This is a genomic window from Flavobacterium seoulense (genome assembly GCF_000695795.1).
Classification (GTDB): Bacteria; Bacteroidota; Bacteroidia; order Flavobacteriales; family Flavobacteriaceae; genus Flavobacterium; species Flavobacterium seoulense.
Window position 1 is genome coordinate 35903 of sequence record NZ_JNCA01000022.1, and the last position, 23866, is coordinate 59768.

At 36.2% G+C, this 23866-nt stretch carries 18 protein-coding genes; 9 read left to right on the forward strand and 9 right to left on the reverse strand.

The window, feature by feature from the left end:
* Window positions 1-9: 9 nt before the first annotated feature.
* Entirely contained in the window at window positions 10-3429 is a 3420-nt protein-coding gene (locus FEM21_RS11900) for a SusC/RagA family TonB-linked outer membrane protein (protein ID WP_160171316.1), read from the forward strand.
* Between the two features lie 31 nt (window positions 3430-3460).
* Window positions 3461-4870, forward strand: a complete 1410-nt coding sequence (locus FEM21_RS11905; protein WP_035660628.1) for a RagB/SusD family nutrient uptake outer membrane protein — start codon at window positions 3461-3463, stop codon at window positions 4868-4870.
* 195 nt (window positions 4871-5065) lie between these two features.
* Here the strand turns inward: FEM21_RS11905 and FEM21_RS11910 are convergent, their stop codons facing one another.
* Complete coding sequence (locus FEM21_RS11910) at window positions 5066-5428, reverse strand: hypothetical protein (protein ID WP_035660629.1); 363 nt, start codon at window positions 5426-5428, stop codon at window positions 5066-5068.
* Between the two features lie 90 nt (window positions 5429-5518).
* Between FEM21_RS11910 and FEM21_RS11915 the strand changes: the two genes are divergently transcribed.
* Window positions 5519-6385, forward strand: coding sequence for an AraC family transcriptional regulator (locus FEM21_RS11915; RefSeq protein ID WP_051627585.1), 867 nt, complete (start codon window positions 5519-5521; stop codon window positions 6383-6385).
* Between the two features lie 38 nt (window positions 6386-6423).
* Here the strand turns inward: FEM21_RS11915 and purT are convergent, their stop codons facing one another.
* From purT to FEM21_RS11945, 6 genes are all read right to left on the reverse strand, one after another.
* Entirely contained in the window at window positions 6424-7587 is a 1164-nt protein-coding gene (purT, locus tag FEM21_RS11920) for a formate-dependent phosphoribosylglycinamide formyltransferase (protein WP_035660630.1), read from the reverse strand.
* Between the two features lie 349 nt (window positions 7588-7936).
* Window positions 7937-8356: a DoxX family protein gene (locus FEM21_RS11925; protein ID WP_035660631.1), complete on the reverse strand. Its 420-nt coding sequence runs from the start codon at window positions 8354-8356 to the stop codon at window positions 7937-7939.
* Window positions 8357-8466: 110 nt separating this feature from the next.
* A complete protein-coding gene (locus FEM21_RS11930) occupies window positions 8467-8919 on the reverse strand; it encodes a ferritin-like domain-containing protein (protein ID WP_035660632.1) in 453 nt (150 codons plus the stop codon).
* Window positions 8920-9064: 145 nt separating this feature from the next.
* On the reverse strand, window positions 9065-10918 hold the full coding sequence (locus FEM21_RS11935) for a rhamnogalacturonan lyase (RefSeq protein ID WP_081824695.1): 1854 nt from the start codon (window positions 10916-10918) through the stop codon (window positions 9065-9067).
* A gap of 103 nt (window positions 10919-11021) precedes the next feature.
* Window positions 11022-12212, reverse strand: coding sequence for a pyridoxal phosphate-dependent aminotransferase (locus FEM21_RS11940; RefSeq protein WP_035660695.1), 1191 nt, complete (start codon window positions 12210-12212; stop codon window positions 11022-11024).
* Between the two features lie 109 nt (window positions 12213-12321).
* The gene (locus tag FEM21_RS11945) at window positions 12322-13416 is read right to left on the reverse strand and encodes a fatty acid desaturase family protein (RefSeq protein WP_035660633.1); all 1095 of its coding nucleotides are present in this window, start codon (window positions 13414-13416) and stop codon (window positions 12322-12324) included.
* 109 nt (window positions 13417-13525) lie between these two features.
* On the opposite strand from FEM21_RS11945, the gene rsmG reads away from it, so the two are divergent.
* Window positions 13526-14155, forward strand: a complete 630-nt coding sequence (gene rsmG / locus FEM21_RS11950; protein ID WP_035660634.1) for a 16S rRNA (guanine(527)-N(7))-methyltransferase RsmG — start codon at window positions 13526-13528, stop codon at window positions 14153-14155.
* Window positions 14156-14295: 140 nt separating this feature from the next.
* Window positions 14296-15711, forward strand: a complete 1416-nt coding sequence (locus FEM21_RS11955) for an alkaline phosphatase (RefSeq protein WP_035660635.1) — start codon at window positions 14296-14298, stop codon at window positions 15709-15711.
* Between the two features lie 103 nt (window positions 15712-15814).
* Here FEM21_RS11955 and pruA read toward each other — a convergent pair whose 3' ends face one another.
* Window positions 15815-17443: an L-glutamate gamma-semialdehyde dehydrogenase gene (gene pruA / locus FEM21_RS11960; RefSeq protein WP_035660636.1), complete on the reverse strand. Its 1629-nt coding sequence runs from the start codon at window positions 17441-17443 to the stop codon at window positions 15815-15817.
* A gap of 192 nt (window positions 17444-17635) precedes the next feature.
* On the opposite strand from pruA, the gene FEM21_RS11965 reads away from it, so the two are divergent.
* From FEM21_RS11965 to pdeM, 4 genes are read left to right on the forward strand one after another with little or no spacing between them, the layout of a single operon-like run.
* Window positions 17636-18700 carry a ligase-associated DNA damage response exonuclease gene (locus tag FEM21_RS11965; protein WP_035660637.1) on the forward strand — a complete coding sequence of 355 codons (1065 nt, stop codon included), beginning with the start codon at window positions 17636-17638 and terminating at the stop codon, window positions 18698-18700.
* On the forward strand, window positions 18701-20302 hold the full coding sequence (locus tag FEM21_RS11970; RefSeq protein ID WP_035660638.1) for an ATP-dependent DNA ligase: 1602 nt from the start codon (window positions 18701-18703) through the stop codon (window positions 20300-20302).
* 3 nt (window positions 20303-20305) lie between these two features.
* On the forward strand, window positions 20306-22765 hold the full coding sequence (locus FEM21_RS11975) for a ligase-associated DNA damage response DEXH box helicase (RefSeq protein WP_035660639.1): 2460 nt from the start codon (window positions 20306-20308) through the stop codon (window positions 22763-22765).
* Between the two features lie 6 nt (window positions 22766-22771).
* Window positions 22772-23404, forward strand: coding sequence for a ligase-associated DNA damage response endonuclease PdeM (gene pdeM, locus FEM21_RS11980; RefSeq protein WP_035660640.1), 633 nt, complete (start codon window positions 22772-22774; stop codon window positions 23402-23404).
* A 1-nt stretch (window position 23405) separates the two neighbouring features.
* Here the strand turns inward: pdeM and apaG are convergent, their stop codons facing one another.
* Window positions 23406-23792, reverse strand: coding sequence for a Co2+/Mg2+ efflux protein ApaG (gene apaG, locus FEM21_RS11985; RefSeq protein WP_035660641.1), 387 nt, complete (start codon window positions 23790-23792; stop codon window positions 23406-23408).
* Window positions 23793-23866 lie beyond the last annotated feature (74 nt).

Sequence of the window (23866 nt, forward strand, 5' to 3'; positions counted from 1 at the left end):
AAAACTTTTATGCGAGTATTTATCTTTTTATGGTGTACCAATGTTTTTTGCCTCACCATAGACAAAACATTTGCACAAGTAAACGTAGTTATTGAAAAAGATCAATCGGCAACAGTGTATGAGGTATTTAAAATTATAAAAGAACAAACCGATTATAATTTTGTTTATCCCCGAAAAGTTTTCAAAGACATTCCCGAAGTAAAATTAAAAAAAGGAACTATCGCTGTAACTAAATTATTAGGACAATGTTTGTCCAGTAATAATCTCAGTTTTGAGTTAACAGCTGATAATACCATTTTTATTAAAGAAAAAAGTGTAATTGTTAACGAGAAAACACAACAGAAAACAGTAACCGGAAAAATTACTGATGATTTCGGACAGCCTATTCCTGGAGTAAATGTTGTAGAAAAAGGAACTACAAACGGGGTTCAGACTGATTTTGATGGTAAATTTTCATTAAAAGTAAATAATGAAAGAGGAACTTTAGTGGTTTCTTACATTGGTTTTAAAACCAAAGAAATTGCATTAAACGGACAGGATAATCTTTCGATAAAACTAGAAGAAGACTCTGCTAAACTAGAGGAAGTAGTGGTAGTAGGGTATGGAGCTGTTAAGAAAAAAGATTTAACAGGATCTATCGTTTCTATAGGTTCAGAAAAAATAGAAGGCAGGTCAAATTCTAACGTACTTCAGTCGCTGGCAGGACAAGCAACAGGTGTTCAAATTACACAATCTCAGGGAGCTCCGGGTCTTGCGCCTACAATTAAAGTGCGTGGAGCATCTTCGATTAATGCAGGAACAACACCTTTGTATGTTATTGATGGTATTCCGTTAGAAGATAGTTCTACAAATTCAACAGATACTGGAATTACCACAGGAAGTAATTTAAGTTTTAATCGAAATCCATTGAATTTCATTAATCCTAATGATATTGAATCGATTGATATTTTAAAAGATGCTTCATCAGCAGCAATCTATGGTTCGAGAGGAGCAAATGGAGTTGTAATTATTACCACTAAGCAAGGAAAAGCAGGAAAAACGAAAATTGATGCCACTATCGAAACTGGTTTTTCTCATGTAAACCGTAAAACGGATGTGATGAATGCTTCCGAATTTATTGCATACAACACTGCTGCCAGAAATAATTCATGGGCAACTATTGTAGCTGCAAATCCATCGGCTACAAGAGGAATTAATGTAACTGTTCCTGTGGAATATTCTGATCCAGCTTGGTTAGCACGTATAGGAAATGGAACGGACTGGCAGGATGTAGCTTTTAGAACAGCACAAAACAGAAACTTTCAATTATCAGCTTCTGGTGGTAACGAAAAAACACAATTCATGGTATCATTAGGTTATCTGGATTCTGAAGGTGTTGTTGACAGAAATACTTATGACCGAATTAACATAAGATCCAATATTAAGCACAAATTTAATGACAATGTTCGTATGGCTATGAACATAGGACTTAGCCGTGCACAGGAAGCTCCTTATGGAACGGGTGGAAAAAGTGATGTAGTAAGTTTGGCTTTGCAAAGTGCGCCTATTTTTCCGTTGTATGTTGAAACCGGAAGTTTAGGTTTTAAAGATCCGGCATCTATCTGGAATACATTTGCTAAATATGGTTTGCAATTCTGGCATCCTTACTCATTAACAAGAGAAGCTTCGACTAAGAAAATAATGAATGTATCTACTATTACTTCTTATTTAGAGTGGGATATTATAAAAGATTTGACATTTAAAACATCAGCGAGTTCTAATATTGATAATACTTCTCATAATTTCTATTGGAATGCAGGACAAAACTGGGGTTACTCAGGTTGGGTTCCGGCACAGGCTGATTTTAAAACATTACAATCGAATAACTGGATTTTAGAAAATACGCTTACTTACAATAAAACATTTAATGAAGCGCATACATTAAATTTATTGGGAGGTTATTCAGCTCAGGGACAACGTACAGATACAAGTACTATGACGGCAGGTAATTTTCCGAATGATTTAGTACATACTTTGAATGCAGGTGTTGTGAATTCAGGAAATACTTTTGCAGAAGAATGGTCGTTAGTTTCTTATTTGGCCAGAGCCAATTATTCTTATAAAGGAAAGTATTTGGCAACAGCTGCAATTCGTGCCGACGGTTCTTCTCGTTTTGGAGCGAATAATAAATGGGGTTATTTCCCATCGGGATCACTTGCATGGCGTATTTCTGAGGAATCTTTCTTAAAAGATGTTTCTTGGGTTAGTAATTTAAAATTGAGATTGAGTTATGGAGCAACGGGTAATAATCAAATTCCAAATTACGGTTCCATCGGAGTATTAGGTTACAGCCCTTATGTTAGTTCAGGAACTGTACAACAAGGAATCAATACATCAAATTTTGCTGATAAGAATTTGAAATGGGAAAAAACAGGTCAGACTAACTTTGGTGTTGATTTTGGCATGTTTAACGGTCGTGTGAAATTTACAGGTGATATCTATTATTCAAGAACTAAAGATTTATTGTTGAATGTGCCTATTCCAATTCTTTCCGGTTTTTCTTCTACTTTGACAAATATTGGAGAACTTGAAAACAGAGGAGCAGAACTTAATATTAACACACAAAATTTCGATGGTAAATTTAAGTGGAGTACTGATTTGAATGTTTTTGCCAACAGAAATAAAGTCTTGAAACTGGGTACTAATGATGCTCCAATTGATATTAATGTCAGCAGTATGACCTCTCGTACAGCCGTAGGAAAACCAATAGGAATGTACTATGGTTATGTTATTGACGGTGTGATTATGTCACAAGCGGAATTAAATAGTAATGCTTATCCGGTATGGCCAGGCAGTGAAGCGGGTGATCCAAGAGTAAGAGACGTGAATAATGACGGTAAAATCGATTCTAATGACCGTACTTATTTGGGGAATAATCAAGCCGATTTTCAATGGGGTATGACCAATAATTTTTCTTATGGAGGATTTGATCTTTCTATTTTAATACGTGGTTCACAAGGTGGAGAAATTTTAAATCACAATGCGAGATACCTAAAATCAGGAGTAGGTGGAGGAAACAGAAATATGTATTCTGTTGTAAATAACTATTGGCAATCAGACGCTAATCCTGGAAACGGACAGATTCCTAAACCACGTATGTTGCCAACAACTGTTCATGATTTTGGATCTAGTTACTGGGTTGAAGACGCATCATTTGTTCGTATTCAAAATATCCGTTTAGGTTATAATTTACCAAAGTCAGTAGTTGAAAAATTCAAACTTAGTAATGTGAAGTTTTACGTGAATATGGAAAACGTACATGTATTCTCTGATTATCTAGGTTATGATCCGGAAGGTAGTACCTATCAATCAGGTGTATTGGTTGGCTTTGATTATGGTGCTTATCCAAATCCATTTACTGCAACTGCTGGAGTAAATATTAGTTTCTAACATTGGGATCAATCTTTTAAAATTTAAGAAAATGAAAAAATTAACATATATCCTCCTTTTTTGCAACTTATTCCTGTTAGGATGTAGTTCAGATTTTTTAGATAAAGCGCCTATTTCAAATGCTAACGAAGAGAATTTTTATAATTCTCAAAAAGACATTGAAACAGCAATGTGGTCTGCTTATAATTCACTTTATACCTTGTACGGACCAGAAAGTTTGCCATCACTTTACGGTGAATTAATGTCTGATAATGCTTATAGTGATAATGCTGCCGGAAGAGTGCAAGACTATGAAAGTTTTGAATTGCATACCATGGCTATTGATAATGAATTGGTACTTAATTTTTGGAACAATTATTATAAAGCCATCTATGTTGTAAATAATATTATTGCCAGTGCCGAAAAATTGGAGTTTTCTAATCGAGATGTTTTAATTGGGGAAGCGAAGTTTTTACGTGCTCTGTATTATTTTGATATGGTTCGTGCCTGGGGCGATGTGCCATTGGTAACTACTCCGTTAAGTATTGCCGATGCTTATGCACAAGGACGTACACCAAAAGATCAGGTTTATGCTCAAATTGTTACTGATCTTGATTTTGCAGCTGCTAAATTACCTGTAAAAACAAGTCAGCGTTTTGTAGGTGCTGCCACTCAGGAAGCCGCTAATACATTGCTTGGAAAAGTATATTTAACTATGGGAAATAAACCTAAAGCAGCCGAAACCTTATTGAAAGTATATGGAAAATTAAGCTTAGTGCCGTATGCTGATTTATGGGATTTAACTAAGAAAAATGGTGCGTCTTCTATTTTTGAAATCCAGTACAAAGGAGGTTTGTCAAGTCCGTATAGTTTGTATTGGGCTATGTTTTCGCCAGTTGATAACCGTGTGGTTACTGCCTGGGGAGGAGGATTTAACCAAATTAGTACTGACTTATGGAACGCTTACGAAACAGGCGATCCAAGAAAAGCAATCTCTATTCAGGATGGATATCAAACTGCCAATGGTTCACGTGTTGAGGTGAAATTCCCAATTAAATGGAGAGATACGAAAGCTCCTGTTGTTGGTCTAAGAGAAGCTGCGGATAATAACTTTATGATTCTTCGTTATGCCGATGTGCTTTTAATGCTTACCGAAGCCACTTCTGATCCAAAATACCTAAACGAAGTTCGTGCCCGTGTTGGTTTACCACTTTATGGATCTGCGGGTTATCCGGCTAAATACAATACTGTTGAGTTAGCTTTAGAACACGAAGCCCAAGTAGAATTTGCATCTGAATTTCACCGCTGGTTTGATTTAATAAGAACAGGAAGAGCCATTACAGTAATTAAGAACAGTAGCAAAAACGTTACTATTACTCAGGATGACTTATTGTTGCCAATTCCGTTTTTAGTAATTAACCAAAATCCGGGTGTAATTACTCAAAATGAAGCTTACAAATAATAAATAATATAGAGTTAGAGTTAGTTTTGGTTAGTGGAGAAAGGCTGTTTTCTTGTCGAATAGATGAGGAAGCGGTCTTTCTGTTTTTATACTGTTTTTTATTTCAAAATAGACCAATAAAAATTGGTCCAAATGAAATATACAACGGCATTATACCACATCGATTGGACTGTATTGTATTTATGTTTGGTATTACTAACTGGAATAATTCTTAAACATATAAATCCATAATAATCGTGATAAACGAATATTTAAAGGAGACAAAGCGACTATTACCGCCATAATAATAGGAATAATTCTTAAGTCGAATGTTTCTTTAAAAAAGAAGCTGGCAATAACATAAGTTGTAATTCCCTGAGCAACCGTAAGTCCGTAATTAACATACATAGCACCAAAAAAATAGCCCGGTTCTTTTTTAAATTTGTAATGACAATGCGTACAATATTCATTCATTTTTGGAAAATTAAATTTAAAGAAAATGCTTTTTTCATTAAAAATTTTCCCTTGATGACAATGAGGACAATCGTTATTCAGGATGTGAAGCAGTGTATTTGACATGATTTCTATTTTTTTTCAAAGGTATTTATTATCCATCTGCCCACTATTTTCTATATTCGCTAATAATAGGACAAAAAAGACATTCTTTAGATGAAAAAATACCCCATTTATAGTATTGAACAATTCAATTGCAATTCGGTAAACAGTGATTTATATATCAATACGTTCAAAAATCATTTACTTAATCATAGTTTTGTAGAAAAACCACATCGCCATAATTTCTATTTGTTGGTTTTTTTTACCAATGGTTCGGGAATTCATGAGGTCGATTTTGATCGTTTTGATATTCGTCCCGGAAGTGTTTTTGTTTTGCAGCCGGGACAAATGCATCATTGGATTTTATCGGAAGATATCGAAGGGTTTATTGTTTTTTATGCTGCCGAAATGTACAATTTGTACTTTGGTAAAAAAACGATCGACGAATATCCGTTTTATTTTTCGGTGCAAAATAGTCCTGAAATTGTATTGGAAAAAGAAGAAACAAAATCCATTTTGCCCTATTTCGAAAATTTGATTGCCGAAATGCAAACCAATAAAGTATTGAAACGCGACAAAATAATGAACCTATTGGATATTATTCACATTGAATTGGCCCGAAAGTATAACGAAATCAATATTCATGGAACGCATTCGTATAATATTAAAGTCAAAAACTTCGAAACGCTTTTAGAAAAAAAATACAAAGAACAAAAATCGGCGGCTTTTTATGCTTCCGAATTGAATATTACTTTGAAGCATCTGAATCGCATTTGTAATGAAATCCTAAAAAAAACAACCACCGAAGTGATTGTAGATCGGGTGATGCTCGAAGCAAAACGTATGTTGTTAGACAAAAACTGGACAGTGAACGAAATCGCCATCGAGTTAGGTTACGAAGATTACTCTTATTTTACCCGATTGTTTAAAAAACACACCACAATGACGCCTACAAATTTTCGATTATTGAAAAAAGATTAAACCTCAGTCAATAATCAAAAACAATTTCAACCAACAGGTTAAGAATTTACAGTCACTAAATCCGCCGCTTTTACAGCACGTTCTACCACTTCTTCTACAGGAGTTTCTAAAGAATCGTTTGTCAAAGCTACGCCCATTCTTCGATAAGGTCTTGAGGATGGTTTACCAAAGATTCTGAAATCGGTTTTAGCTAAGGCAGCAATTTTTTCAATTCCGGTATATGTTGGATTTGCACTGTTTTCCGAAGCCAGGATCACAGCACTTGCTCCCGTTTTTTCTAAGGTAATTTCGGCAATCGGTAAACTCAAAATCGCTCTGAGGTGCAATTCAAATTCATTGAAATTTTGCGTTCCTGCCAACGTAACCATTCCGGTATCGTGTGGTCGTGGGGACAATTCAGAGAAATAAACGCCATCATCGGCTAAGAAAAATTCAACACCAAAAAGTCCAGCGCCACCTAAGGCTTCGGTAACTTTTTCAGCCATGTCCTGGGCTTCGTATAAATCCTTATCAGAAATTCGGGCAGGTTGCCAGCTTTCATGATAATCGCCACGTTCTTGTCGGTGACCAATTGGCGCACAGAATAAAGTACGATTATTGTTTTGTGTTACAGTCAATAAAGTAATCTCCGAATTGAATTTTACAAAAGCTTCCACAATTACTTCTACCACATCACCACGCGAACCTGCAACGGCATACTCCCAGGCTTTTTCAATGTCAGCTTCGGTTTTGATTGTAGATTGTCCTTTTCCTGACGAAGACATTAATGGTTTTACCACACAAGGAATCCCAACTTCGAGAACGCCTTTTCGTAACTCTTGGGCTGTTGTGGCATAACGGTATTCGGCCGTTTTTAATCCTAATTCTTTAGCAGCTAAGTCACGAATGGCTTTACGATTCATTGTAAAGTTGGCCGCCTTAGCCGATGGAACAACTGTAATACCTTGTTTTTCGTAATCGTAAAAACGTTCGGTACGGATAGCTTCTATTTCGGGAACAATGAAATCAGGATTATGTTTGGCAACCACTTTGTCTAAAGCATCGCTGTCAAGCATATTAATCACTTCAAAAGCATGAGCGACTTGCATAGCAGGTGCATTTTCATAACTGTCAACTGCAATTACGGTTTGTCCGATGCGTTGTGCAGCGATTACAAATTCTTTACCAAGTTCGCCTGAGCCGAGAAGAAGGATTTTTGCCATTTTTATTTTTTTAAACCATTAAGGAATTAAGAAATTGAAGTTTATTGTATTCTTATAAAACTTAACTTTCTGAATGGTTTCATTTTTTCAATAAGGTTAAGTCCAAAATTTTGAAAAACAAAAATAGTTTAAAATTTGGAGTGTTGCTACTTCAAATTTTAAACTATTTTCACAGAGCAGAACAACTCTAAGTATAAGCGAATCGCGTTGCAAACGCTCGGTTTTGTGTTTTGTCTGTACGTAGGTACTCGTTGTAAACGAGCACCAGTATGGATAAAATGAGATTATTGGTCTTGAAACTGAGCGGTAATATTGAATCCAACTTATTGCTAAAATTTTTTTAAGAAGTTTATTTATTTCTAAAGATTAAATATTTCAAGGCATTGGTTGACCAAAGTGCCCATAAAATCAATACGGGCTGAAATAGCAATCGTATAAAACGTTTTTGATCAGTGTCTAAACCAAAAGCACTAATTCCATTATTGTATTGGGAGATATTTCCTGGAAACACAAGCACATAGAATAGCGCTAATACAATCCCGATTTGAATACGATATTTAGCTATAAAAATCATTCCCAGTCCCAAAGCAATTTCTACAATTCCCGACGACACTACTACAAAATCTACAAAAGCGGGATCTCTAGGCAACCATAGTGGCACTTGAGCGACAAATTCCTGACGCTGAAAAGTGAGATGACCTACTCCTGCAAGTATCATAAAGGCGCCAAGGATAATTTTGAAAATATCTTGAAATAATGAGGTTTTCATATCATTTTTTAAAAGTAGTGTATTAAAAAATAAAGTTTAGTAAATATAAAATGACCTCAGCAAACCTGAGGTCATTTGTAGTATGCTGTCATTTGTAGTATGCTTAAGTTTTAATTATTTAGTTTTAACTTCATTAAAACTGCTTTAATTGAGCCTAGTTGTTTTCTGATAAGTTCAATTTGGTTTGGAGAAAGTTCTTCTTGTTTTAAAGCCATTTCATATTTTTCAATAGCCGCTTCTTCTCCAGTAGTGCAGGCATTAATAATAGATTCCGTATCATTACTTGTAAAAGTAGCTTTTATGTCAATCCAGGCACGGTGTAAGGCTCCTAATGGTCCGCCTCCGGCAGTATCAGTTGATTTTCCTAGTCTGTTGATTTCATCCTGAAGTTCAGTAATAAATGATGCACGCTCGCGGGCATAATTGGTGAAATTCGATTTAATCATTGCATCTTCTACATGTTCTGCAGCATTAGTGTATCCTAGTTTTCCGTCTTCCAAAATAGCAATTAATCCCTCTAATGTGCTTACAATTTCTTTTCTAGTATCTTCTGTATTTGTCATAATGTTGATTTTTAATTATTGTTATATCACAAAGATGACAATAGTGGCTGTCTTCATTTTACACTATTTTCAATTGTTTTTATAGAATTTCGGAATCTAAAAAAGCCTCAGTATGAATTACTGAGGCTTTTTTAATCGGAAATATTTATTTAGGAGTTACAACATTTGGCTGGGCTTGTGGCTCCATATCTGTTCCCAAATAAAAACTCGGATGCGGTGGCTGATTGTAAGCCGAGTTTTGCCAGGCAATAGCAAGCCTATATTGAGTGTCGTGCATCAAAGTGTATAATTTATGATCGGTAGGAATGTTAGTAGTATAAATTCGAATAGCAGAATTATCGTCTTTTCGGAAAATTACTTCTTCGCGCCAGTCGCCAAAAAGATCAGCACTTAAACAAGGTGTTGATTTTGTACCATTATTTGATCTAAAACCAGTAGCGGTCAGCAAATTAACGCTTTTAGAATTGGTATAATCCCATTTGTCAATTCGGTTTGAGTTTAATAACTCTCTGCTTAAATCGCCATCCCACCAAATCGCAAAATTCATCGATGGTTTATTGGTGGCAATTTGATTTCCTTTACAATCGTATAAATTTCCCACAGCTCCCCAGCATTCATAACCTTTGTGTCGGGGATCAATATCGGCAGCCAAACCTCGGCCTACATCAATATTTTCTCCATTCACGCCCCATAAAGGTTCTCCTGTTTTAGCATCTCTAAATTCGAGTCCGTAACCTTTATAACTGCGTGGTGACTCGTGGCACTGCCATACTTCCTGCCCGGGACGATCAGGGTCCATATCGGTCATGTGTAAAGAATCGCCGTGACCTAATCCGTTCGCGTATAATTTTGTTCCATCGTCATCAATAGCGCTACTACCGTTGCATATTTCATCTTTTCCATCACCATCTACATCGCCCACAGTCATTTGGTGATTGCCTTGTCCACGGGCATCTCTGTTTTCAGCATCGTTACTGTCAAAAATCCATCGTTTAGAAAGTTTGTTATCTCTCCAGTCCCAGGCAACACGTACGAGTCTGGTGTAATAACCGCGTCCCATTACTAAACTAGGTTTTTCTCCATCAAGGTAAGCAACGGCAGCAATAAAACGATCAACACGATTCCCGCGATTGTCTCCCCACTCTGAACCATCTCCGCCGCGTGCAGGAAGATAGTCGGTAGTTGCCATCGCTTTTCCGGTTAATCCATTGAAAACGGTTAAAAATTCTGGTCCGGATAAAATAAAACCATTCGTATTTCTATAATCGGCGGTTGCTGATCCTATAACTGTTCCTGTACCATCGATAGTCCCGTCGGCAGTTTTACAGGCTATTTCGGCTTTACCATCCGAATCTAAATCATATACCATAAATTGGGTGTAATGAGCTCCGGCACGAATGTTTTTGCCTAAGTCAATTCGCCAAAGCAAAGTTCCATCTAAGCGGTAACAATCAATAAATACATTCCCTGTATATCCGCTATGCGAATTGTCATGAGCATTCGATGGATCCCATTTTACAAAAATTTCATATTGTCCGTCGCCATCTACATCGCCTACACTGGAATCGCCTACGCTATAGGTGTACGAACGACCGTCAGGAGTGGTTCCGCCAGCGGGAATTTGCATAGGAATATCTAAATATTGATTTTCCCAAACGGAAACAGTTTCTGAAGCGGCTTCTTCGACACCATTAATAATAGCACGAATGTAATACTTGCCATCAGTAGTGATTTCGTGAGTGAAATTTGTAGTAGAAGTAAATGGACTTCCAGTTACTTTTTTGTCATTGCAATACAAATTGTAGCTTACGTCAGTCGGTTCAGTTCCCAGCATACGCCAGTTCACATACACCTGATTCGGATTTAAGCGCATGGCAACGAGACCACGATTGAGTTTTTCTACTATTCGCTGTGCCTGCATTTGCGAACTAATTCCGAAAACTAATAAGAGTAGAAATGATAATTTTCTAAGAAAATTGGAAGTAATTTTTTTATTCATAATTGGTTATAGGGTTGGTTGATTTCGGCGCATTTATCACAAAATTAATGCCAAAAAAAGCCTCAAGTTTCCTTGAGGCTTTATATAAATGAAAACATTTTGACTATCCTGCCAAAGCATCTTTAATTCTTTTTAATGCTTCTTTCAACAATTCGTCGCTAGTTGCATAAGAAAAACGAATACAGTTAGGGTTACCAAAAGCATCACCAGTTACTGTAGCAACATTGGCTTCAGCCAAAAGATACATCGATACGTCGTTTGCATCTTTAATTTCAGTTCCTTTTAATGTTTTTCCGAAGAAAGAAGAAACGTCTGGGAATACATAGAAAGCTCCTTCCGGAACGTTGATTTTGATTCCTGGGATTTCTTTTAATAATCCAACAACTAAATCTCTACGGCTGTGGAAAGCCTTAACCATGTGGTTTAATACAGATGGATCAGCATCTACAGCAGTAATAGTAGCACGTTGAGCGATAGAGTTAGCTCCTGAAGTTACCTGTCCTTGAATTTTAGTACAAGCCTTAGCAATAAATTCCGGTGCTCCAATGTATCCAATTCTGTATCCTGTCATAGCAAAAGCTTTAGCAACTCCGTTTACAGTGATTGTTCTGTCGAATAATCCCGGGATAGAAGCGATACTGCAAAAAGTTCCTGAGAAATTGATATGCTCATAGATTTCGTCAGCAACGATGTATATGTTTGGATATTTTTCTAAAACTTTACCAAGTGCAGTTAATTCTTCACGGCTGTAAACAGATCCTGAAGGATTACAAGGAGAAGAAAACCACATCATTTTAGTTTTAGGTGTGATAGCAGCTTCTAATTGTTCTGGTGTGATTTTGAAATCAGTTTCTACAGAAGTTGGGACTTCTACAGGAACTCCGCCTGATAATTTTACGATTTCGAAGTAAGAAACCCAGTAAGGTGCTGGTAAGATTACTTCGTCACCATCGTTTAACATTACCTGTGCAATGTTGTATAAAGATTGTTTAGCTCCTGTAGAAACTACAATTTGAGATGGTTTGTAATCTAAACCGTTATCTCTTTTGAATTTTCTGCAGATAGCATCTTTCAATTCAGCATATCCGTCAACCGGAGAATATGTGCTGTAGTTTTCGTCAATCGCTTTTTTAGCGGCTTCTTTGATGAAATCCGGCGTGTTAAAGTCAGGTTCTCCTAAACTTAAACTGATAATGTCTTTACCTTGCGCTTTTAATTCTCTAGCCAAAGCTGCCATTGCTAATGTTTGTGATGTAGCAAGATTGTTAATTCTGTCTGAAAGTGGATTACTCATTAATAAAGTGTTGATTGCCCTAAAATCCTTTTTTTGAACCAAGGGAGGTTAATTATTTGTTTTAATTAATTATTATTGAAAACACAAAAAGTGTCTGTTTATTTTATTTTTAAGCCATTTCTGGTTTCGTTCCTAATTCTTTTAAATGTCTGAAATGCGCAATCACAGCACTTCTCATGGTTTTGTATTCGTAATACGGCAGGTTACATTCCTGTGCCGTTTCACGAACAATTTTTGCAATTTTTCCATAATGGATATGACTGATATTCGGGAAAATATGATGTTCAATCTGATGATTTAAACCTCCGGTGTACCAGTTTACGATTTTGTTTTTTGGAGCAAAATTAGTAGTGGTAAACAATTGGTGAATCGCCCAGGTGTTTTCCATTTCGCCTAATTCATTTGGAGTAGGATTTTCTACTTCATCAACCACATGAGCTAATTGGAATACAATACTCAAAATTAGTCCTGCTGTATAATGCATGACAAAGAATCCCACTAAAACTTTCCACCACACAATTCCAATTAAAATTGGCATTACAATCCAGATAGCAACGTAAATTATCTTAGTAATAATTAAAGTAGTCCATAAAATTTTAGGACTTTTAGGTTCACCATACGATAATTTTCTTTTGATATAGTTTTTCATTTGCTTAAAATCAGTTGTAATTGCCCAATTAAAAGTTAATAAACCGTATAGAAAAACAGAATAATAATGTTGAAAACGATGAAAACGATACCAAGGTGCACTTTTAGTAAAACGGATAATTCTACCGGCTTCTAAATCTTCGTCATGTCCCGGAATGTTAGTGTAAGTATGGTGTAAAACATTATGTTGCACCTGCCAGTTATATACATTTCCGGCAAGAACATAAATAGTCCCACCCATTATTTTGTTGACCCAGGTTTTATTCGAATAAGAACCGTGATTACCATCGTGCATTACATTCATTCCTAATCCCGCCATGCCTATTCCCATAACAATGGTTAAAAGCAGGTGTGCCCAAAAAGGCATATCAAGCGTAAGAATTAAAAAATAAGGAACTAAGAAAACGGTGAAAAGAATAACCGCTTTTAAATGGAGTTTCCAGTTACCTGCTTTTGAAATATTATTTTCTTTGAAATAGTTGTTTACCCGCGAGTTAAGCGTTCTAAAGAACTTTAGTTTGTCTTGCTTAGCAAATGTAGGTGCGGTCGTATTCATAATTATTCAAAATAGCGTTCAAAGATAATTATTTATAAATTTTAACTTGGCAAAATTGAGTTAAATATTTCAAACTTAAAAATAGTACTTTTGTTAAAAATTTAAAACGATGGACGAGATTCTAAGCTATTTCCCAGATTTAACCGATACTCAAAAAGAACAATTCCAAAAACTGGATTCTTTATACCACGACTGGAACGAAAAAATAAATGTCATTTCCCGAAAAGATATTGATTCATTATATACAAAACATGTACTGCATTCTTTAGGAATTGCTAAAATCATGAAGTTTGAACCCGGAACTTATGTGCTTGATGTAGGAACTGGAGGTGGATTTCCAGGAATTCCGTTAGCGATTTTATTTCCGGAAACCCGTTTTTATCTGATTGATGTAATTGCTAAAAAAATAAAAGTGGTACAGGGAGTTGCTGATGCTTTAGGTTTGAAAAATGTAAAAGCAGAGCAAATCAGAGCCGAAAATGTAAAAGGTGATTTCGATTTTATTGTAAGCCGTGCGGTAACAAATATGCCTGATTTTGTTTCCTGGATAAAAACCAAAATCAAAAAACAACACAAACACGAACTGAAAAACGGAATTCTGTATTTAAAAGGTGGTGATTTAACCGAAGAGTTAAAAGACTTTCCAAAAGCAACACAATATGATCTAGCCGAACATTTTAAAGATGAATTTTTTGAAACTAAGAAAGTGGTGCATTTGCCATTAAAATTCACAGTATAATAGATTTTTAAAGATAGGTTTTGAAAGCTCCATTTTAATAAAAGTGGGGCTTTTTTATTAGACTAATTTTAGTAGTAACGTTAAATTAATATTATAGACAGTACAAATTTTTATCTTTGGAGATAGAATAATAAATAATAATGGATAGAAGAAAATTTTTCAGAAGTGGCTCTTTGTTTACACTAGGTGCGGCAGTTATTAATCCTTTTCAGAGTTCGGCTGCTATTTTAGATATAGATTCTGTAAATAAAAATAAGAAAGCCAAAAATATTATATTTCTGGTAAGTGACGGAATGAGTACCGGAACGCTTAATATGACCGATTTGTATTTAAACAGAAAAACAGCTAAAGGTTCTAATTGGTTACAATTATATAAAGACAATAAAGTTTCCAGAGCTTTGATGGATACAGCTTCGGCAAGTTCTATTGTGACCGATTCTTCTGCAGGAAGTTCTTCATGGGGCGGAGGTTTTAGAGTAAATAATGGAGCTTTGAATGTGAGTCCGAGTGGTGAATCTCATTTACCAATTTGGCAAAAATTCAAAAAAGCAGGAAAAATGGCGGGCTGTGTAACAACAGTTCCCATAACGCATGCAACTCCGGCGGGTTTTTGTGTTAATAGTAAAAGTAGAAATGCACAGGACGATATTGCTGAACAATATTTAGAACTAGGTTTTGATATTATGATGGGAGGCGGAGCTAATTATTTCAGCCCGGAATTAAGAAAGGACAAGAAAGATATGTATGCTGCTTATACGGCAAAAGGTTATCAGGTTGTAAAAACAAAAGCAGAGATGGAATTGGCATCGAATTCAAAACCTGTTTTTGGTGTTTTTTCAGATGATGCGCTTCCTTATTATGTGGATAGAAATAGTGATGATAATTTAAAAAAGACGATTCCGAGTCTTGCTGAAATGTCTCAAAAAGCAATCGACAGAATGAAAGATCATAAAAATGGTTTTGTGTTGCAGATTGAAAGTGGAAAAGTGGATTGGGCTGCTCATGGTAATGATATTGCAGGATTGATTAACGATCAGATTGAATTTGATGAAGCGGTAAAAGTGGCGATAGATTTTGCCGAAAAAGATAAAGAAACATTAGTAATTATTACTACAGATCATGGAAATGCAAATCCCGGAATTATTTATGGCAAAAATGCCAATGATAATTTTGACAGCATTCAGAAATATACGCAAACGAATGAGTGGATTTTGAATCAGATAAAACCAGATTCCTCAATTTCACAGGTCAAAGAAATTATTGAAAAAGCAAATGGGCATTCCGTTTCTGATGAAGATGCTAAATATGTATTGAGTTACTACGACGGATTACATAAAGAAGATGGATTATATAATTACAAAAAATTGCCTTATAAAGCTTTCGCAGAAATGCAGGGAAAAATAAATTCGGTAGGCTGGATTAGTATGGATCATTCTGCGGATTATGTTGAAATGGCGATGTTTGGTCCCGGAAGTGAACTTTTAAAGCCTTTTGTGAAAAATACCGATTTGCATTATTTAATGCTGCAGGCAGCTGAAGTGGAAAATAAATTCTAATCAGCTTTCATATTAAATAGGTAAAAAAATGCCGAAACTTAATTAAAAAAATCGGCATTTTTTATACTCTAAAAATCTGACTTCTCAATTCTGAAATCTGATTCTATTCTCTTAAAAAAGGGTATCTGTAATTTTCCGGAGAAACAAATACTTCTTTAATTGTTCTTGGCGAAACCCAACGCAATAAATTCATTGCCGAACCCGCTTTGTCATTCGTTCCCGAAGCTCTGGCACCACCAAAAGGCTGTTGTCCTACAACGGCTCCGGTACATTTATCATTGATGTATAGGTTTCCTGAAGCATTTTGGAGTTTCATTGTTGCTTCTTCAATGGCATAACGATTCTGACTGAAAATGGCTCCTGTAAGTGCATATTCTGAAGTTTGGTCTATCAATTCCAAAGTTTCTAACCAATTTGCATCTTCGTAAACGTAAATGGTTAAAATAGGTCCGAATAATTCGGTTTCCATAGTAACATATTTTGGATTTGTCGTAAGGATTACTGTAGGTTCAACAAAATAACCAACCGATTTGTCGTAATTTCCTCCAATGATAATTTCGGCATCGGCATCTTTTTTAGCACGCTCAATATAAGAAGCTAATTTGTCGAAAGAAGCTTCGTGGATCACAGCAGTAATGAAATTGCTGAAATCCTCAGGTGAACCCATTTTCATCGATTGAATGTCGGTTGTCAATTGTTCTTTCACATCAGGCCATAAACTTTTTGGAATATAAACTCTCGAAGCTGCCGAACATTTTTGGCCCTGAAATTCGAATGCACCACGTACAATTCCGGTTACAGCTTGCTTTACATTGGCAGATGGATGTACTATAACGAAATCTTTTCCGCCAGTTTCGCCTACAATTCTTGGATAGGTTTTATAATGATGAATGTTTGTCCCAATTTTTGCCCAAAGATCTTTGAATACAAAGGTCGATCCTGTGTAATGTAATCCGGCAAAATCACGACTTGCCAAAATAGTATTGGTAATCATAGCTGCATCTCCAAAAACTACATTGATGACGCCATCCGGAAGTCCGGCTTCTTTGAAAATTTCGATAATAATTTTTGCCGAAAAAACTTGGCTGTCACTTGGCTTCCAAACTACTACATTTCCCATCATAGCAGCACTCGCAGGAAGATTAGCAGCAATGGCGGTAAAATTAAAAGGAGTGATGGCGTAAACAAAACCTTCCAACGGACGGTATTCTACCCGATTCCATATAGTAGATTCAGATGTAGGTTGATCGGCATAAATTTGGGTCATGAATTCTACGTTGAAACGCAAAAAATCAATTAACTCACAGGAAGCGTCAATCTCGGCCTGATGGATATTTTTAGATTGCCCAATCATAGTTGCTGCATTGATTCTCGCTCTGTAAGGTCCGGCAATTAACTCGGCTGCTTTTAGAAAAATAGCTGCACGCTGTTCCCAAGCCATATTTACCCATGCTTTTCTTGATTCCAGTGCATTTGCAATAGCCTCTTCGACATGATTTTTTTCAGCCAGATGATAACTTCCTACTATATGTTTATGATCGTGAGGAGGAGTAATGTTTCTGGTATTTCCGGTCCTGATTTCTTTGTTTCCAATGTATAGCGGAACATCAACTGATTCATTCCACATTTTTTTGTATGCAGCTAAAACGGCTTCTTTTTCCGGAGAATTAGGAGCGTAATTTTTTACGGGTTCGTTTATAGCTTTAGGTACTTTAAAAAATCCTTTTAGCATATTGAGGTATTTTAAATTATTGAAATAGTAATGTACTCAAATGTACAAAGGTTGTTTTTGATTCTATCACAACACAATATTAAATATTGTAATTTAATAAATTAATCGTGCGAAATTGTAAAATAATTAAAGTAGGGAAGAAGTAAATTTGGTAGAAATGAGGGCAATTTGTTTGCTGTAAAAGTATTGTTTATGAAAATTCCGCTTTTAGCTTTTAACGACAAAGGAATTTACTGCCAGCAGGCCGATGTGTATCTTGATCCCTGGCGTCCTGTAAAAAATGCCATCATCACACACGGTCATGCCGATCATTCTCGCTGGGGACATCAAAACTATATTACGCATCATACTAATATTCCGATTATTCGTCATCGATTGGGCGAAATAAATGTGACCGGAAAAGAGTGGGGAGAAACTTTTGTCATTAATAATGTAAAATTTTCTCTGCATCCTGCCGGACATATTATTGGAAGTTCACAAATAAGAGTTGAACATAAAGGCGAAGTCTGGGTTTTTACAGGAGATTATAAAACGGAAAATGACTGGATTTCTACGCCGTATGAAACCGTAAAATGCCACACTTTCATTACCGAATGTACTTTTGGATTACCGGCTTTTAACTGGGCACCACAGGCAGAAGTAATCACAGATATCAATAATTGGTGGGCGGAGAATAAGGCAGAAGGAAAAACCTCTATTCTTTTTGGATATTCTCTAGGGAAAGCACAACGGCTTTTAAAATATTTAGATACCGATATTGGAAAAATTTACACACATGGTGCGATTGAAAATATGACTAATGTTTTACGACCGATGGTTGATTTTCCATCAACAACTTTAATAACCCGCGAAACCAAAAAAGAAGAGCTTTTAGGTAATATCGTCCTTGCTCCCCCAAGTGCACATGGAAGTATCTGGATCAGGAAAATGACGCCATTTGTAACCGGAGCCGCAAGTGGTTGGATGGCTTTTCGCGGAGCCAGACGAAGACGTGCCATTGACAGAGGTTTTGTCTTGAGCGATCATTGTGATTGGTATTCACTTTTGGACAGTATCAAAGCGACCGGAGCAGAAAAAGTAATCTGTACACATGGTTATACGGATATTTTTTCCAAATACTTAAGGGAATTGGGCTACGACGCCAGAACCGAAAAAACACAATACGAAGGCGAAGCGGCAGAAATGGAAAAAGATGAAAAAGAAGTTGTATTCGAAAAAAATGAAACTCCGGATGTTTCTAAAAATAAGGAACTGTAGATGAAAAATTTTGCCCAACTCATAAAGACACTCGACAGTTCAAATAAAACAAACGTAAAAGTTGATGCACTGACGACGTATTTTAAAAATGCATCGCCGGAAGATAAAGTATGGACAATTGCGATTTTGTCACATCGTCGTCCACCGAGACCTGTTAATACGACTTTATTGCGAATTTGGGCAAATGAATTGGCGAATATTCCACTTTGGCTTTTTGAGGAAAGTTATCACATTGTGGGTGATCTAGCCGAAACTATCGCTTTGATTATTCCAACAACCAAAGAACATTCGGATAAAAGTTTAACTGAATACCTTCAGGAAATTATTGCCTTAAAAAAGAAATCAGATGCTGAGAAAAAAGAATATTTACACGAGAATTGGCTAGCGCTGAATTATTATGAACGCTTTGTTTTTACCAAATTAATTACCGGAAGTTTACGAATCGGCGTAAGCCAAAAATTAATGACCCGAGCATTGTCGAAAGCAGAAGATGTTGATGAAGATGCTTTGGCTTATAAATTAATGGGAAATTGGGATCCGAATACAATCACTTTTCAGGAATTGATTCTGGATGAAAAAAGTTCAGATTATTTATCCAAACCTTATCCATTTTATCTGGCGTATCCAATTGAAGGGGAAGTCGATAGTCTGGGAAATCCGGAAGACTGGTCAATTGAACATAAATGGGATGGTATTCGCTCACAGACCATTATTCGTGAAAACGAAATTTACGTCTGGTCAAGAGGCGAGGAGCTGGTTACCGATAAATATCCCGAGTTTCAATCTTTCATCGGAATTATTCCGGACGGAACTGTAATTGATGCTGAAATTTTAGCTTTTCCAGAAAATGAAATAGGAACTTTTAATGATTTACAAGCCAGAATTGGACGTAAAACTATTTCGGCATCTTTACTTGAAAAAGTGCCTGTGATTTTGAAAGCCTACGATATTTTAGAATGGGAAGGTCAGGATATTCGACGTTTACCCTATTCAGAAAGAAGATTATTACTGGAACAATTGTATGATTCGATTAAAGATAGGACTCCTCATTTTCAGTTGTCAGAAAGAGTTTTACTCCATTCCTGGGAAGATGTTACGGCTGAGAGAATGCGTGCCCGCGAAATGAAAAGCGAAGGTTTGATGATAAAACGCAACGATTCAACTTATCAGGTGGGAAGAAAAAAAGGTGACTGGTGGAAATGGAAAATTGAACCTTTGGTAATTGATGCTGTTTTAACCTATGCGATGAGAGGTCATGGTAGAAGATCTAATCTTTTCACTGATTATACTTTTGCGCTTTGGCAGACCAATGATAATGGCGAAAGAGAATTAGTAACCTTTGCAAAAGCCTATTCCGGTTTAACCGATGCAGAATTTAGAAAGGTAGATGACTTTATAAAGAAAAATACCTTGGAACGTTTCGGTCCCGTGCGTAGTGTAACCCCGGAATTGGTTTTCGAAATAGGCTTTGAAGGAATTGCATTATCGAAAAGGCACAAAAGTGGAGTGGCAACAAGATTTCCAAGAATTTTGAGATGGCGACACGATAAAAAAATTGAAGATGCTAATTCAATTGAAGATTTAAAAAATATGATTTCATAATTGATGAACAGAGACGAACTATATGCAATTGCCGAAAACTGGTTTCATGATCAGGGTTGGAAAGCTTTTCCGTTCCAAACCCAGACCTGGACTGCTTTTTTGCAGGGGAAAAACGGTTTATTAAACGCACCAACAGGAAGCGGAAAAACCTATGCCTTATGGTTTCCGATAGTTCTTGATTACATGAAAAAAAATCCGGATTATAAAACCAAACACAAGCCCGGATTGAAAGCCATCTGGATTACGCCTTTACGGGCACTTTCTGTTGAAATAAAGCAAGCTGCGGACAGAATTATTGAAGATTTAGATTTGCCAATGACGGTTGGAATCCGCTCAGGAGATACTTCGCAAAGTGAAAGAGGAAAGCAAAGCAAAAAAATGCCTGATTTACTCGTTACAACGCCTGAAAGCCTGCAATTACTTTTGGCATCCAAAGAATTTGCTAAGACTTTTGCCAGTTGTTCTGCGATTGTAGTTGATGAATGGCACGAATTATTAGGAACAAAACGTGGTGTTCAGATGGAACTGGCTTTGTCCCGATTAAAAACAGTTGCTCCCAAAATGCGAATTTGGGGTATATCGGCAACAATAGGAAATCTGGAATTGGCGCAACAGGTATTGTTAGGTGTAAATTCGGAAGTTTACAATAATTCGGTTTTGATTAAAGCCCACATCAATAAAAAAATAAAAGTGCTTTCGATACTACCTGAAAAAATGGACAGTTATCCCTGGCGTGGTCATATGGGATTACATCTGATTGATGAGGTTGCTAAAATAATAAGGAAAAGCAAAACGACTTTAATTTTTACCAATGTTCGTTCTGCCTGCGAAATGTGGTTTCAGGCGATATTAGAAAAATATCCGGAATTTGCCGGAGAAATGGCGATGCATCACGGAAGCATTAGCAGGGAAACTCGTTTATGGGTTGAAAATGCCATCAGAAATGAAGAATTAAAAGTCGTAGTTTGTACGTCAAGTCTGGATTTAGGAGTCGATTTTGCTCCTGTTGAAACCATTATTCAGGTTGGCGGACCAAAAGGTGTTGCACGATTTTTACAACGAGCAGGACGAAGCGGTCACCAACCGGGAAAAGAAAGTGTGATTTACTTTTTGGCAACTCACGCCATAGAATTGATTGAAGCTTCTGCACTTAAAAAAGCGGTTGCCAAAACTATTGTTGAAGACAGAATTCCGTATTTAAACAGTTGGGATGTTTTGGTACAATATCTGAATACATTGGCTGTTTCTGATGGATTTTTTCCTGATCAAATTTTTAAAGAGGTTCGGCAAACGTTCTGTTATCAAAACATTACAAAAGAAAACTGGAACTGGATTCTGAATTTTATTACTAACGGAAGTCAGAGCCTTCAGGCGTATGATGAATTCAAAAAAGTAGAAATAGAAGAAGATGGTCGTTATAAAATCAACAGCCGACTAATTGCGATGCATCACCGAATGCAGATAGGAACTATTGTAGGCGATGCTTCATTAAACGTGAAGTTTTTAAGCGGAGGTTATATCGGAAATATTGAAGAATGGTTTGCTTCAAAATTACAACCGGGAGATGTTTTTACCTTTGCCGGAAAAAGATTGGAATTGTTTCGTGTAAAAAACATGCAGGTATTAGTTCGAAAAGCAGATCCCAAAAAAGAATCCAGAACAGTAAGCTGGATGGGTGGAAGGATGGCACTTTCAGTGCAAATGAGCGAATTGCTTCGGGAAGAATTGTATGCTGCAAACAGCGATAATCTAACTCCGGAATTAAAAGCTTTGCAGCCTATTTTTGAAAGACAGCGAAAAGAAAGTATTGTTCCGGATGCTGATGAATTTCTCATAGAAACTTTTAAAACCAGAGAAGGCTATCATGCTGTTTTTTATCTTTTTGAAGGTCGGTTTGTGCATGAAGCTTTAGCGAGTATTTTGTCGTATCGAATTAGTTTATTGTCTCCGATTACTTTTTCGCTGGCTTATAACGATTATGGTTTTGAGTTGCTCTCTGATCAGGAAATTGACATGCAGTCGGTTTTTGATAATAATTTGTTTTCTACCGAATATGTACACCATGATTTGCAGAAGAGTCTCAATTTAACCGAAATGGCGAGAAGAAAATTCAGGGATATCACCGTAATCGCCGGATTGGTTTTTACTGGAATGCCCGGAAGACCAGTTAAAACCAAACATTTGCAAAGTGGATCCCAATTGCTTTTTGAAGTGTTTAGGGATTATGAACCTGATAATTTATTGCTCCAGCAGGCTTACATAGAAACATTTGAACATCAGCTGGAAGAAGGACGTTTGATTCAGGCTTTGGAAAGAGTGAATCAGCAAACGATAGTCTGGAAACAATGTAAAAAACCAACGCCGTTTAGTTTTCCGATTATTACAGACCGATTAAGAGAAAAATTATCCAGCGAGACATTGGCAGAAAGAATCAAAAAAATGACAGCCAGTTACATGAAATAATCAGATATGAGAATTATAATTAATAATCAAAATTTTGTTTTACATCCTTGTGGTGCTGCTTTTTGGGAAGAAAAGAAAATACTCCTAATTTCTGATCTGCATCTGGGGAAAATTGCGCATTTCAGAAAATACGGGATGGCGATTCCGGAGCGGGCGATTCCGGAAAATTTTAACCGGCTAAACAATATTTTGGAATTATTTGATGCTGAAACTATTATTTTTCTTGGCGATTTATTTCATAGTAAAATCAATAATGAATGGAATTTATTTTCAGACTGGACCAGAACAATTACCCAACAACTTATTTTGGTAGAAGGGAATCACGACATTATTTCGAAAAAATATTATACCGATTTGAATATCGAAATTCGTTCAGAAATTATAATCGATGATTTTCTGCTGACGCATCATCCAACAGAAAAGGAAAATTTATTTAATTTTTGCGGACACATTCATCCCGGAATTAAACTAAAAGGTTTGGGAAAACAATTTTTAAGTTTGTCTTGTTTTTTTAAAAAACCGAATCAGTTAATTTTTCCCGCTTTTGGAGAATTTACAGGCAATTTTCATCTAATTCCTGAAGAAAATGACAAGGTATATGCTCTTATAAAAGATGAGGTAATCGAAATAAAAAACTAAATTAATTCAATGCAAAAGGAGCACACAGTCTAAAATTAGGAATGATTACTTTGAAAGTTTTTGTATTGGTAAAGTTAATCATGTTGAAATGTCCTTTCATGGCGCCATAAGGAGATGAAAGTAAACAGCCTGAACTATAAGTATGATTTTCTCCAGGTTTTAGAACTGGTTTTTTACCAATGATTCCTTCACCATCGACAATTTCGATATTGTTTAAAGAATCGAAAATCTCCCAATGGCGGGAAGTTAGCTGTACTGAATCTTTACTGTGGTTTTCGATTGTGATATGGTAACTAAAGGCAAAGTGGATTTTGTAGTTTTTGAAGTAAGTGCCTTCAAAACTAGTCAAAACCGTAATTTTTATGCCTCTTGTTATTTGAGAAACCATGAATAAAGTATTAAATCAGTGTTTAATAGGGTCAAAATTACAAAATTTTCATTTGCTTTCGTTTATTTTTAAAT

Excerpts from the sequence above, each read along its gene's own strand:
- FEM21_RS11900 (WP_160171316.1), top strand. The coding sequence starts at position 10 with ATGCGAGTATTTATCTTTTTATGGTGTACCAATGTTTTTTGCCTCACC.
- FEM21_RS11905 (WP_035660628.1), top strand. The coding sequence starts at position 3,461 with ATGAAAAAATTAACATATATCCTCCTTTTTTGCAACTTATTCCTGTTA.
- FEM21_RS11910 (WP_035660629.1), bottom strand. The coding sequence starts at position 5,428 with ATGTCAAATACACTGCTTCACATCCTGAATAACGATTGTCCTCATTGT.
- FEM21_RS11915 (WP_051627585.1), top strand. The coding sequence starts at position 5,519 with ATGAAAAAATACCCCATTTATAGTATTGAACAATTCAATTGCAATTCG.
- purT (WP_035660630.1), bottom strand. The coding sequence starts at position 7,587 with ATGGCAAAAATCCTTCTTCTCGGCTCAGGCGAACTTGGTAAAGAATTT.
- FEM21_RS11925 (WP_035660631.1), bottom strand. The coding sequence starts at position 8,356 with ATGAAAACCTCATTATTTCAAGATATTTTCAAAATTATCCTTGGCGCC.
- FEM21_RS11930 (WP_035660632.1), bottom strand. The coding sequence starts at position 8,919 with ATGACAAATACAGAAGATACTAGAAAAGAAATTGTAAGCACATTAGAG.
- FEM21_RS11935 (WP_081824695.1), bottom strand. The coding sequence starts at position 10,918 with ATGAATAAAAAAATTACTTCCAATTTTCTTAGAAAATTATCATTTCTA.
- FEM21_RS11940 (WP_035660695.1), bottom strand. The coding sequence starts at position 12,212 with ATGAGTAATCCACTTTCAGACAGAATTAACAATCTTGCTACATCACAA.
- FEM21_RS11945 (WP_035660633.1), bottom strand. The coding sequence starts at position 13,416 with ATGAATACGACCGCACCTACATTTGCTAAGCAAGACAAACTAAAGTTC.
- rsmG (WP_035660634.1), top strand. The coding sequence starts at position 13,526 with ATGGACGAGATTCTAAGCTATTTCCCAGATTTAACCGATACTCAAAAA.
- FEM21_RS11955 (WP_035660635.1), top strand. The coding sequence starts at position 14,296 with ATGGATAGAAGAAAATTTTTCAGAAGTGGCTCTTTGTTTACACTAGGT.
- pruA (WP_035660636.1), bottom strand. The coding sequence starts at position 17,443 with ATGCTAAAAGGATTTTTTAAAGTACCTAAAGCTATAAACGAACCCGTA.
- FEM21_RS11965 (WP_035660637.1), top strand. The coding sequence starts at position 17,636 with ATGAAAATTCCGCTTTTAGCTTTTAACGACAAAGGAATTTACTGCCAG.
- FEM21_RS11970 (WP_035660638.1), top strand. The coding sequence starts at position 18,701 with ATGAAAAATTTTGCCCAACTCATAAAGACACTCGACAGTTCAAATAAA.
- FEM21_RS11975 (WP_035660639.1), top strand. The coding sequence starts at position 20,306 with ATGAACAGAGACGAACTATATGCAATTGCCGAAAACTGGTTTCATGAT.
- pdeM (WP_035660640.1), top strand. The coding sequence starts at position 22,772 with ATGAGAATTATAATTAATAATCAAAATTTTGTTTTACATCCTTGTGGT.
- apaG (WP_035660641.1), bottom strand. The coding sequence starts at position 23,792 with ATGGTTTCTCAAATAACAAGAGGCATAAAAATTACGGTTTTGACTAGT.